Below are 12,272 nucleotides of genomic sequence, written 5' to 3' on the forward strand. Positions count from 1 at the left end.
AAGAGAATAGGAGGGAAATCATGGAGAATGTAAAAGAAGTCCGTTCGATTTGCGGTTACTGCGGAACAGGATGTGGATTAATTCTTGAAGTTAAGGATAATCAAATCATTAAAGTACGCGGTGACAAAGATGCCCCGGTAAATAAAGGGCAAACATGCGTGAAGGGAGCTTTTGCCTATAAATATGTACATGCAGAAGATAGACTAACTACTCCTCTCGTTCGTAAAGCTGGTAAACTAGTAGAGGCAACATGGGAGGAAGCACTTCAATTTATCGCTGATAAACTCTCAAGTATTAAAAAGCAATTTGGACCAACAGCTGTATCTATGTTTGCTTGTGCACGCACAACAAATGAATCAAATTATGTAACACAGAAATTTATGAGAGCAGTGATTGGCAGCAATAATATTGATGGCTGCAACCGTACTTGACACGCTCCGAGCGTTGCCGGTCTGGCAACTGTATTTGGTGACGGATCTCCAACAAGTACATTGGAAGATTTTGAGGAAGCAGATGTATTGCTACTAATGGGCTCTAACACTACCGAAGCCCATCCTATTATTTCAAACCGGATGAAAAAAGCAGCTAAAAATGGATTAAAAATTATTGTGATCGACCCTCGAAAAATTGACATGGCGAAAGTGGCAGACCGTCACTTGCAAATCAATGTTGGATCAGATATCGCCTTAATGAACGCCATGATTCATATCATTTTAAAAGAAAAGCTATTTGATGAGGCTTATATCAAGAGAGTTACACTTGATCTAGATAAATTACAAAAACAAGTCGAGCTGTATACCCCTGAATATGCTGCAGCGATTACAGGTCTTACACCAGAGGAAATTGAGGAAACAGCCAGAATTTATGCGACTGCTGGGAATGCAATGATAGCGTATACATTAGGAATAACAGAGCATCATTGTGGGGTCAATAACGTATTTGATATTGCCAACTTGGCCCTTTTAACAGGTCACATCGGTAAGAAAGGAAATGGCATTATGCCGCTTCGCGGACAAAATAATGTCCAAGGAGCAGGTGACATGGGTTGCTTGCCAAATCAGCTTCCTGGACCATTTCCGATTACAAATGATGAATACCGCAGACGTTATGAAGAAGCTTGGAATGTTACGATTGATGGGAAGTCAGGTGATACGCAGACACGTACATTTGAAAGAATGGAAAATGGCGATGTAAAAGCATTATATGTGATCGGTGAAAACCCATTAATGGCTGATGTTCATATGTCACACACAGAAAAGCTCTTAAAGAAATTAGATTTATTAGTTGTTCAGGATATTTTCCTTACTGAAACAGCTCAGTTAGCAGATGTTGTACTTCCTGCGCGGTCATGGGGGGAGGTTGACGGCACTTATACGAATACGGACCGCCGTATTCAAAGAGTTCGAACAGCCGTGGAATCTCATCCAAATGTTAAGGAAGATTGGCAGATTCTTTGTGAATTATCGACTTTAATGGGATACGAAATGAGCTATGAATCCAGCGAACAAATTTGGGATGAATTGCGGATTTTAGCCCATGAGAAATATGGCGGCATGTCCTACGCCCGCCTTGATCGGGAATATTTCTTGCACTATCCTTGTCCGACAGAGGACCATCCGGGAACATTCATTTTACACGAGCATTTACATGATGAAAATATTACGGATGCCAAAAAAGCACCATTTGTTCCAGTTGGTTATACAGCACCTATTGAAATTCCAGATGAGGACTATCCATTTACACTAACAACTGGACGCCGTTATGAATCTTACAATACACATACACAGACTAGATATTATCCTGATAATGTAAAAATTAAGCAAACCGAAGAAACGGTGGATATCCATCCGGAGGATGCTGCTAAACTGGGCATTGTTGATGGTGAAGTTGTCGAAGTTTCTTCCCGTCGCGGCTCTTTAGCGGTAAAAGCTAAAATTACCGAACAAGTCGTACCCGGCTTAGTGTTTATGAGCTTCCATTGGAGTGATGTTCCAACAAACATCCTTACCATCAATGAATTTGACCCTATCTCAGGTACAGCAGAATTTAAAGCTTGTGCAGTAAAAATAAAAGCCTTGCATTAATTTGAAAAACCGCTAAAAGTTTGTCTTTTAGCGGTTTTCTTATGTTTATAAAAAAGTCATTTATTACTGTCCTCTTTTTCTACGATCAGTAACTTGTTCTCCCCCAATTCCCCAATTATCTGTTTCCACCTCATCAATAACGACAACTGTTGTTTGTGGATTTTTTCCTAACACATCTTTTAATAGATTCGTAGCACCTTCAATTAGTTGCTTCTTTTGTTCTGAGGTTACTCCCTCATTTGTTATTTTAATATTTACATAAGGCATAAAACGTCTTCCTTTCCTATCAATAAATTGATATCATATTTAGATGAATAGTTAATATATTGTACAATTATGATTAACTCATATAATAGTACATTTCGTAGTTTATGTCACGCTACACTTCGTATTAGGAGGAACAATAATGGACAAAACCTCAATAATCGGTATTATTTTGGGTATAGTAGCAGTTGGAGTTGGTATGTACTTTAAGGGAGTGGATCCAAGCGTACTTCTTAATCCAGCAGCGCTTTTAATTATCTTTGCCGGAACTGCAGCAGCGGTAACAATTGCCTTCCCTACAAATGAAATAAAAAACGTACCCAAATTGTTTAAAGTACTTTTCACTGAACAAAAGCTACAATCGCAGGAAGAGTATATTAAAATGTTTGTTGAATTTGCAACATTAGCCCGCAAAGAAGGCTTGTTATCATTGGAGGCTAAAGTTAATGAAATTGATGATCTTTTTTTAAAAAATGGCTTAAATTTAGCAATCGATGGTCAAAGTCCTGAATTCATCCGTGATGTCATGATGGAAGAAATAGAAGCAATGGAAGAAAGACATCTGGCAAATGCAGGGATTTTCTCTCAAGCTGGAATGTATGCTCCCACACTTGGGGTACTCGGAGCCGTTCTAGGACTAATAGCAGCATTGGGAAATATGGAGGATATCGAAGCTTTAGGACACGCCATTGCCGCTGCCTTCGTTGCAACACTATTTGGTATCTTCACTGGTTATGTTCTTTGGCATCCATTTTCTAACAAATTGAAAAGGAAGTCAAAACAAGAAGTGAAAATCAAACAGTTAATTGTTGAAGGGGTACTTTCCGTGCAAGAGGGACAAGCTCCAGGAATTATTCAGCAAAAACTAGCATCCTATTTACCTATAAATCAAAGAATTCAGTTTCTAGCACAAGGAGAAAAACAAGATGCGGAAAAATAAAAAGAAGCACGAAGAAGAGCATGCAGATGAAACTTGGCTTGTTCCATATTCTGATTTGTTGACTTTACTTTTAGCGCTTTTTATTGTACTTTTTGCGATGAGTTCTATTGATGCTGTTAAATTTTCACAAATGGCCCGTTCGTTTAACAGCACCTTCCAAGGGGGAACCGGGGTTATGAAATACCCAAGCCCATTCCAACAGACTACCAATGAAGGAATAACAACCGATAGGGTTAAAAATAAGCAAAATAGCCAAGCTGAGCAAGAAAAACAAGAAATGCTGGAAATAAAAGATAAAATGGATTCATACATTAATGCTAATAATCTTAATGTTCAATTGATGACATCCCTTACTCCTGAAGGTTTAATGCTAACATTAAGAAATGATATTCTATTTGATTCTGGAACAGCGCAAGTCCGCGCGCAGGATTATGAGATGGCTAAAGAAATTTCGCAATTACTTGTGATGGACCACCCTAGGGAAGTTGTGATAAGTGGTCATACTGATAACGTACCTATCCATAATGCACAATTTGACTCGAATTGGCACTTAAGTGTTATGCGGGCCGTTAACTTTATGAAAATCTTATTAGAAAATCAAAATTTAGATGCACAAAATTTTAGTGCAAAAGGCTTTGGAGAGTTTAAACCTGTAGCAACAAACGATACTCCAGAAGGCCGTCTCTCTAATCGTCGTGTAGAAATATTAATCAAGTCTGTCGATCCGGAGCCAACCTCAGGCGAGGTTCAAAATTAGAATATAAATTCTGATAGTACTAAAAATACAAGGGGCTGACATCATTTAATGTCAGCCCTTTTGAAAAGGTCATCCTATCAATTTCTCTAGACCTTTAAACTCTAATTCTCTGAATTTACCAAGAACCTTTGCACGGTCAATGGTAAATAACGCCTCTTCAAGAGAACAACTTACAGGCACTTCACAATGTATTTTGGCCAATTTGCGTGAGAGGTGAAGCATCGCTAAATCTTGTTCGATTTTAGAGCGGTGTCCCTTTGATAATGAATCTAAATTCGCTAAAATTCCTTCAATCGACTCGAACTGACTTAAAAGCTTAACGGCCGTTTTTTCACCGATACCTTTTACTCCCGGATAATTATCACTGCTATCCCCCATCAATGCTTTTAAATCGACCATTTGCTCTGGTCTAATACCTTTTCGCTCCAATAACATTTCAGGATGATAGATTTCATAATTGCCGTACCCATTTCGTAAAATCACAACTTTTATAGCCGGATCAACCAACTGTAGAATATCCTGATCACCGGTTAAAATAATAACCTCTTGCTCATTCTTATATTGATTTGCTAATGTCCCAATACAATCATCGGCCTCAAAGCCTTTTAAACCGATATTGGGAATGTCAAAAGAAGCAACAACATCCTTTACTAGATCAAATTGTGGAATCAGTTCAATTGGCGGCTCCCCGCGATTCCCTTTATAATCAGGGTATAAATCTGTTCTAAATGTCTTACTGCCCATATCCCAGCAGCAGACAACATGACTAGGTTCAAAATGATTTACTGCTGTTAATAGATGGCGAACAAATCCATGGACGCCATTTGTTGGAACCCCTTTACTATTTATCATAAAATAACCGCTCATCGCAGTTGAATAGAAAGCACGAAATAATAAGGCCATGCCATCAACAAGTAGAACTTTATGATTATTGTCCACTTTTTTCTCTCCCTTCAAAAACAACTTCTATTATAGCATAAAGTCTCTCATATTTTTCCGAAAACTGCACAGGATATAAAAGGGAACAAATTTTGGAGGGATGAAGCATGGCAGGTCCATATTGTTGTCCAAATTGTGGTACAAACCGCTCAAGGTTTAATCTTATTGAGCAAGTCCCTAAATCTGTGAAAATGGATCCACAATCAGGCGAAATCGTTCAAGAATATTCAAATCAAGCTCTAGATCCTTTTCATACTCCATATCGCGGACCTTCGACAAAGGTGCAATGTGGTGTGTGCGGTTTAATCGAGGATGAAATTCGATTTGAAAGCTTTGCAAAAAACTCTCGTCGTTAAAGGAGGATATTAAGAAATGGCAAGAACTCATAATTCAGTAAGCCGCTCTAATGCGCAGCAACAAATGGCTCGTAATACGAAGCAGGAGATCGCTTCGGAATTTGTAACAGATGTCAAAGAGGAAAATCAAATTGATAAAAAACGAGCCAAACAAGGACGCGAACGTGCCGATGAACCAAGGGATGCACGTAGCAAAAATGTAAAAGGGCCTCGATAAATAGAAAAACGAAGTGCAACAGTTCGCCCCAACATGTCATCGTTTGACCAGTTGGGGCTATTTTTCACTTGCAAATCCCATGCTTGTAAGCATAAATCGCCGCCTGCGTGCGGTCGTCAACGCCTAGCTTACTGAGTACATTACTTACATGCGTTTTTACCGTTTTGATGCCAATGAATAATTCATCTGCAATATCTTGATTCGATTTCCCTTCAGCAATCAGCTTTAATACCTCCATCTCTCTTGGTGTACATTGTAAATGGGGCAGCTCTTCTTTATTTTCTCCCCTCATCCTTGTCATGATCTTCTCCGTGATTTGTGATTCAAAGACTGCCTGTCCTCTATAGGCTTGCTGAATCGCTTGGACAATCTCCGGAGCCCTTGATGTTTTTAACAAATAACTAAACGCCCCTGCTTCGATAACCGGATAAACTTTTTCATCATCAATGAAGCTTGTTAAAACGATCACTTTAGTTTCTGGCTGGGTTTTTCGTATTCTCCTGGTTGCTTCAATTCCGTCCATTCCAGCCATTACTAGATCCATTAATATTACATCAGGTTTGAATAGCTCCGCTAATCTCACACCTTCTTCACCGTTAGAGGCTTCCCCAACAACCTCAATATTTGGTTCTGTCGAAAGATATGCAGCTAACCCCATCCGCACCATCTCGTGGTCATCTACTAGTAACACTTTAATGCCTTCATCCATCACTACCACCTCACTTATAATATTGGAACCGTAACCTCAATCATTGTTCCTTGTCCTGGAGCCGTCGACAATGTCATCACACCGCCAATTTCAGCTACCCTTTCCCGCATTAAGGACATCCCGTAGGAAGATGTTTTCGTTTCCTCCTCATTAAAACCAACTCCATTATCAGTGATTTTCAATCGAATATGTTCGGTAGTAACTGTTAATCGAAGGTCAACTAATGAAGCCTTTGCATGCCGTAAAATATTGGACAATGCCTCTTGAACAATACGAAATAAATGATCCTCAATCGCTTTAGAAATGGAAACAGGAAGTTTATCAAGCTTCCAATTAAAATCAATTTGATAATGCTTTTTCGAGAATTCAGCCAACAAATCCTGAATGCCCTCATTTAAGGTCTTCCCTTCTAAATGGGCAGGGCGTAAATGCAGTAATAATGCCCGCATTTCTGACTGTGCGGCAGCTGCCATTTCTTCTACTAACTCCGCTTGACGTGATGCTTTTAATGGGTCTAATTCAATTGTTCTTTTAAGTGCCGCCATTGTCATTGAAATCGCAAACAATTGTTGACTGACTGCATCATGTAATTCTCTCGCAAGTCTTTGTCTTTCTTCGATTATGGCTGTTTCTTTTACTTGATCTGTTAATTCTGCATTATGTGTGGATAATCGTTGAAGTGAACTGACCTGGTCCTGAAATCTTTTTGTCATTTCATTTAAATGGGTAGCCAACTGACCAAGTTCATCCTCCCCTAAATCTGGAATACGAACTGCCAAATTCCCCCGCTCAAGCTTAATTATCGACTGCAGTAATACTTCCATTCTCTTTTTCAGCGCGTTCCCTTGGATATAACCCCAAACCAATCCAACTACCGCAGCGACAAGACACATCGCTGTAATCATAAAAATGGCAAACAATAAACCCGGGTAGGCAGGGATTGTAAAATTTAAATATTGTTGTGACCAGCTTTGTAATTGATCAAGTGTATATACGAAATTCCATAATATAAAGAAAACAATCGAGCTAAAAAAAATGGCAGCTACAGACGCTTGCGAATATTGCCTGATAAATTGCCATTGTAGATTTGTCAATTTACGATCTGGCATGATCGACATCCTTTACAAATAATTAACATCTATATCACCTACAAAAAGATTAATCACTATTTCCACGCGTTTTATTTCCTTACGATATCCGTTTGTTTCAACAGCTGTGCTTTGGTTCACACCGCTTTCCTTATTGCCAAATATTTTTATTTCCCCCACGCCAACGCGCGCAATGATAGAAACATCTAAATCATAAGGAACAAAAATATCAACATCCCCAATCCAGCCATTAATGATAATTGTGGATTTATTATCCGGAATATTGGCTCGTGACAAGTCAATTTTCACTTCACCAATTCCATGCCATATATCTAAATCTCTTAATTCCCATCGCGATCCCGTTAATAGACAGCTGCCTATTAATGTATGTTTTTTTTGAGGAGTAAGAATACGGTACGTATAACTTGTTTCTTCCGTACTGCCTTCTTCAGCACATCGGTCTGTGTTCGTTATTCCTTCGTTATCAATATCGCTTTCAAAGTTTGGCTCTTCTTTTTGCTTACTGCGAATGATCCGATACCCATAATAAATAAGTGCAATAGAAATAATAAAACCAATTACATCAAAAATACTTAAAAGAATTAAACTTCCGAAAGCAATAAAAATATATCCAATGACCTTCTTTTGCCTCTTCAACAAATAATAACCAATAAAAAGAATAAATACCGCAAATATACCGCCGCCATGAACATGAATTCCTACAATGTTTAATAAAATAATGACGCCAATAAAAAGGATAAAGACTCCAAATATAAGTGGAAAAATTCGCACATTTTTCATATTCCCACCTCCTGCCTTTCCATTGTAATATATAAAGAAAAGAAAGACGTTGGGCATGTAGAAGTTCTACATCCCCGTGTCTTTCTTATCATATATTGTTTAATTTTCATTCGCAATCCTTGTTTCTTGTTCTACAGTCAGGTCGTTATTTCGGGCCGCTTTTAGTTTTTCCAACTCTAGTTCTACCTTTTCATTTTTCTCAGCAGTATGGAGATTTTCAAAGTTTGTTTCTCCGTATACTCTGCGAATATGTTGAAGAGCTTGTGAATCAGCTTCCATCATCATTAATTTTTCCTCAATTCGAGCAAAACCTTTTGCTGCACTTTCCGTATCAATCGTTACTAATGCTTGATTAATGTCTTTTACAGCTTTTGCAACATTTGCCCTAGAAACTAAATGAAATTTTTTATTACGAAGCTCATAGAATTTGTCCTTTAATTCTTTTAATTGGCCTAAAAGAACAGCTACTTGTTCTTTTGTACTCTCATATAAAGCGCGATATTCTTGAACTTTTGCCTCTGAAAATTGTTTATCTTCAATCGCTTGTCTAGCAATTTTTTCGTCACCGTGATCAATGGCTAATTCTGCCTGGCGACCTCGTTTTGCTACACGTAGTTCGAATTCCTCTACTAATGCTTTCCATTTCTTCTCGATTGCTACTTGGCGTGAAACAGCAAGTTCAGCCTTTGAAATCTCACTTTCCAAATCTCTTAAATATTGATTCAGCATTGCAACTGGATCTTCAACCTTGTCTAACATCTCGTGAATTGATGCTACTGTAATATCTCTAACTCTTTTAAAAATTGCCATATTTAATTCCTCCTAAATAATCCATATTATTATTTTTGATTTTTATTCATTTCGTTTTCCCATTCATCAAGGAAATCATAATCTTTATAAGAAAACTCATTCGCGAATGGACTAGCGTTAGAACTTTCACCCATTGCTGCCTCAATTTCCGGAGCAATTGATAGCATCTTATTATTTTGAATTATTTTCATACCATAGTAGATTAATAGTGCAGCTATAGCTAATCCAATCAGTACATGAAGCATCCCTGTTAACCAAAGCAAGCCAACGATCATCAAAGCTATACCAAAGCCCTTCTTGCATTTGCTATCACGTGTCGTGAATAGCTTCCAACCTTGATATACAAAATAGGATGGAATGACTAAGGCGATGATCCAGCCAATGTTAATTCCTAAGAAACCAAGGAGCATTAATATTCCTATAGCCATCACAGCTATACCTAGTTTATATGAGCCTTTCTTTTTCAATTTTATATCCTCCTTTTCAAGTATTTTTTGTTGTTTTCTTGCTTGTCCTAATCTTATCCTAAATACAATCCTCCCATAACCAGCCTAGGGTTGATTTTGAATTCAGACTTTAGGCTGAATGGAGAATTTAGAACTGTTGTAGGTCACATACGCTTAAAAACCCTACTTATATTATTAAGTAGGGTTTTACTAAAGCTGATTCCATATTTTTTTATATTCAATTTACCATGTTTATTAACTTCTAACAGGTTGATTAATTCTCTACTCATCTCTTTTTAAGGTTGGAGGTATTTCTTCAGGATCAACCATAATTTCAATTATGGTAGGTTGATTACTTTGCAAACCAAATTGGATTGCCATTTGAATGTCATCTTCACTTAAACAACGAAATCCTTTACAGCCTAGTGCTTCTGCAAACGAAACAAAATCAACTGGTTTCTTATATACGTTATGTCCCGGGCAGTCCTGCCAAATCTTCATTCCCGTTTCAACCATATCCAGGCTTCCATTATTGAATACAAAGAAAAGAATTGGAGCTTGATGCTCAACCGCTGTTGCTATTTCAGTTCCATGCATTAGCATGCAACCATCTCCCGTAATACAAGCAACAGGTTGGCTGTCTTCATTCATCGCAATTTTGGCACCAATCGCATAACCAATTCCGTTTCCCATGGCTATAAAGCGGTCGTCAAAGAAAAATGTTTCAGGTTGATAAACATCAAAGTGCTTTACAGCATAATAAGCATGACTTCCTACATCCGCAAAAACTTTCGTATACTCAGGTAAATTCCTACGGATCGTACGAATTGCTGAAGCAGAAGATATAACAAAGCTTTTTGACCTTTGATTATGAAAGTCTTCCATTTCTTTTAGCATAATAGTTTTGTCTTCTAATGCCGTCGCTACAAAATCCGAGGAAAACAACAGGTTTTCATAAACATTTTCTGTTCGTTCCTGGTTAAGGGAAGTATATTCACTTGACGCTGCTACTAGTTCACGTACAACAAGTCTTTCATCATGTCCCACAACCCCTTGTTCCAATGTTAGCTCTAAAATCTTACCCAAATTTCTTTTTAGATCCCCTGGAACAAATAGGGTAGGTCTTGGAATTGTTTTGCCAACAAAGGTTGGATCATAGTCAAAATGAATAACCTTTTCAGGGTAAAAGTCTTGTTTGAATCCAGCCAAAGCCATATCGTTTAATGACGAGCCTGCTACAATCATGACATCAATTCCTGACTGCAGATATTGATCGGCTTCAATCGCACCTCCTAAGCCATATACCCCCAATGAAAGCGGATGGTTTGTAGGAAATGTGCCTTTACCTCCACCTGTTGTTATTACAGGAATATTCCACTTCGTTGCAATCTCAAAAACTTCTTCATAGCTATTTGAGGAGCGAACACCTTTGCCCAATAGAAATACAGGTCTTTTTGCATCTTTTATAAGCATGAAGGCCTCTTCAATATTTGCGGCAATTGTATGCTGTATTTGTGGAAGTTCGAATTCAAATGGCGTAATTTCTTCATATAATACATCTAGAGGTATCGAAAGGTGTACAGGACCCATCACCCCTGAAAAAGCACGTTCAATCGCATGTCTAAAATGACTCTCAAAAGAATCGCCTCGTTCGACTCTTGCACTGTATTTTGTAACAGGTTCAAACATTTTAACTAAATCTGCACCGAATGAAGAGGAATCTTGGCTATAAGATTTACCTATTTTCCCTGCAGAAGTTTGCCCCGTTATAAATAACACCGGCACATTATGTGCCTGGGCTTGTCCAGCTGCAGTTAACATGTTTACTCCTCCCGGACCAGCTGTAGCAAATGCGACACCTAAATTTTTCTTTTGCAATGCAAATCCTCCTGCAGCATAGCCTGCACCAGTTTCATGACGGGTTAGTACATAGGTTATATCTTGTTCTATCATTTCCTTAATTAATGGAGCTATTGGCCGACCAGGTATTCCAAAAATATGGGTAACGTTCCATTTTTTTAAATTACTCATTAGCAAAGTTAATACCGTTGTCATTTTTAATCATCTCTCCTATCATTTTTTATAGAAATGGGTAATGTAACTGTAATAGTTGTCCCCCTATTTTTATTGGAATCAACGACAATCTCACCATAATGATTTTTAACAATACGTTGACTTATTGATAATCCTAAACCAGTTCCATCTGGTTTTGTTGTAACAAATGGTGTAAATAAATCACTCAATATTTTGGGATCAATCCCACAGCCCTGATCAATCACGGAAATTTCTATTTGATTAAGTTCACGATTTTTATTTAAAACAACATTTATTTCTCCACCAGCATTCATTTCTTCAATTGCATTTTGAATTAAGTTAATTAATACTTGCTTTATTTGATTTTTATCGACATAGATGGATAAATCATGCTTGATATTGTCAGTAAATTCTATCGATATGTTATGCAAATTTCCATGACTGTTCATTAGGTGAATGGTTTCTAGTAGTAATGTTTGAATATTGACATCTTTCTTGCGAGGAGCCTCGGGTTTAGAAATCATAACAAAATTATTTATTAAATCTTTCATTCTATGTAATTCATCGTTGATGATTTTAAAGTATTCCTTTGATTTTGCTTTATCAAAGTTGTTTTCTAATAATTTCAAAAATCCGCTAATTGGCGTTAATGGATTTCTAATCTCATGAGCAAGACTAGTACTCATTTTCCCAATAATAGAAAGTTTTTCGTTGGTAATAACTTGTTGTTCTAAATCATAACGGTCGGTGATATCCCTAAATTGGGAGTATGTACCGATAAATTGAACACCATCATAAATGGGAATAGTAAAGTGGACCCCATTGTC

Annotated in this window: 14 protein-coding genes and 1 pseudogene; 6 read left to right on the forward strand and 9 right to left on the reverse strand. The window is 37.7% G+C overall.

From position 1 onward, the window contains the following. Positions 1–20: 20 nt before the first annotated feature. Both P9E47_RS22945 and fdhF read left to right on the forward strand, forming a co-directional pair. A pseudogene (locus tag P9E47_RS22945) lies at positions 21–179 on the forward strand (hypothetical protein); the annotation flags it as partial. Continuing rightward, the gene (gene fdhF, locus P9E47_RS22950) at positions 159–2,084 is read left to right on the forward strand and encodes a formate dehydrogenase subunit alpha (RefSeq protein ID WP_407697188.1); all 1,926 of its coding nucleotides are present in this window, start codon (positions 159–161) and stop codon (positions 2,082–2,084) included. The pseudogene P9E47_RS22945 and the gene fdhF, both read left to right, overlap by 21 nt. A gap of 63 nt (positions 2,085–2,147) precedes the next feature. On the opposite strand, the gene P9E47_RS14090 is transcribed toward fdhF, so the two are convergent. Further along, positions 2,148–2,351: a 4-oxalocrotonate tautomerase family protein gene (locus P9E47_RS14090; RefSeq protein WP_326163748.1), complete on the reverse strand. Its 204-nt coding sequence runs from the start codon at positions 2,349–2,351 to the stop codon at positions 2,148–2,150. Between the two features lie 139 nt (positions 2,352–2,490). On the opposite strand from P9E47_RS14090, the gene motA reads away from it, so the two are divergent. Both motA and motB read left to right on the forward strand, forming a co-directional pair. After that, positions 2,491–3,288 carry a flagellar motor stator protein MotA gene (gene motA, locus P9E47_RS14095; protein WP_003331066.1) on the forward strand — a complete coding sequence of 266 codons (798 nt, stop codon included), beginning with the start codon at positions 2,491–2,493 and terminating at the stop codon, positions 3,286–3,288. After that, the gene (gene motB, locus P9E47_RS14100) at positions 3,275–4,045 is read left to right on the forward strand and encodes a flagellar motor protein MotB (protein WP_326163749.1); all 771 of its coding nucleotides are present in this window, start codon (positions 3,275–3,277) and stop codon (positions 4,043–4,045) included. The genes motA and motB overlap by 14 nt, the downstream gene beginning before the upstream one ends. A gap of 69 nt (positions 4,046–4,114) precedes the next feature. On the opposite strand, the gene P9E47_RS14105 is transcribed toward motB, so the two are convergent. After that, positions 4,115–4,984 carry a 5'-3' exonuclease gene (locus tag P9E47_RS14105; RefSeq protein WP_003331069.1) on the reverse strand — a complete coding sequence of 290 codons (870 nt, stop codon included), beginning with the start codon at positions 4,982–4,984 and terminating at the stop codon, positions 4,115–4,117. Positions 4,985–5,091: 107 nt separating this feature from the next. On the opposite strand from P9E47_RS14105, the gene P9E47_RS14110 reads away from it, so the two are divergent. Together P9E47_RS14110 and P9E47_RS14115 are read left to right on the forward strand one after the other, a co-directional pair. Continuing rightward, positions 5,092–5,340, forward strand: coding sequence for a hypothetical protein (locus P9E47_RS14110; RefSeq protein WP_003331070.1), 249 nt, complete (start codon positions 5,092–5,094; stop codon positions 5,338–5,340). Positions 5,341–5,356: 16 nt separating this feature from the next. Further along, a complete protein-coding gene (locus P9E47_RS14115; protein WP_326163750.1) occupies positions 5,357–5,557 on the forward strand; it encodes a hypothetical protein in 201 nt (66 codons plus the stop codon). Positions 5,558–5,621: 64 nt separating this feature from the next. Here P9E47_RS14115 and P9E47_RS14120 read toward each other — a convergent pair whose 3' ends face one another. The 7 genes from P9E47_RS14120 to P9E47_RS14150 all read right to left on the reverse strand — a co-directional run. Then, positions 5,622–6,266: a response regulator transcription factor gene (locus P9E47_RS14120; protein ID WP_326163751.1), complete on the reverse strand. Its 645-nt coding sequence runs from the start codon at positions 6,264–6,266 to the stop codon at positions 5,622–5,624. A gap of 14 nt (positions 6,267–6,280) precedes the next feature. Then, a complete protein-coding gene (locus P9E47_RS14125) occupies positions 6,281–7,375 on the reverse strand; it encodes a HAMP domain-containing sensor histidine kinase (protein WP_326163753.1) in 1,095 nt (364 codons plus the stop codon). Between the two features lie 12 nt (positions 7,376–7,387). Next, positions 7,388–8,155, reverse strand: coding sequence for a cell wall-active antibiotics response protein LiaF (liaF, locus tag P9E47_RS14130; protein WP_326163755.1), 768 nt, complete (start codon positions 8,153–8,155; stop codon positions 7,388–7,390). A 99-nt stretch (positions 8,156–8,254) separates the two neighbouring features. Next, positions 8,255–8,965 carry a PspA/IM30 family protein gene (locus P9E47_RS14135; protein WP_326163757.1) on the reverse strand — a complete coding sequence of 237 codons (711 nt, stop codon included), beginning with the start codon at positions 8,963–8,965 and terminating at the stop codon, positions 8,255–8,257. A gap of 29 nt (positions 8,966–8,994) precedes the next feature. Continuing rightward, positions 8,995–9,432, reverse strand: a complete 438-nt coding sequence (locus tag P9E47_RS14140) for a hypothetical protein (protein ID WP_003331076.1) — start codon at positions 9,430–9,432, stop codon at positions 8,995–8,997. A 261-nt stretch (positions 9,433–9,693) separates the two neighbouring features. Then, positions 9,694–11,466, reverse strand: a complete 1,773-nt coding sequence (locus tag P9E47_RS14145) for a thiamine pyrophosphate-binding protein (RefSeq protein ID WP_326163758.1) — start codon at positions 11,464–11,466, stop codon at positions 9,694–9,696. 2 nt (positions 11,467–11,468) lie between these two features. After that, positions 11,469–12,272 (reverse strand): two-component system sensor histidine kinase NtrB (locus P9E47_RS14150; RefSeq protein WP_326163759.1); only part of this gene is annotated, 804 nt, incomplete at its 5' end.

It is taken from the genome of Schinkia azotoformans (assembly GCF_035811335.1).
Taxonomy (GTDB): domain Bacteria; phylum Bacillota; class Bacilli; order Bacillales; family Bacillaceae_J; genus Schinkia; species Schinkia azotoformans.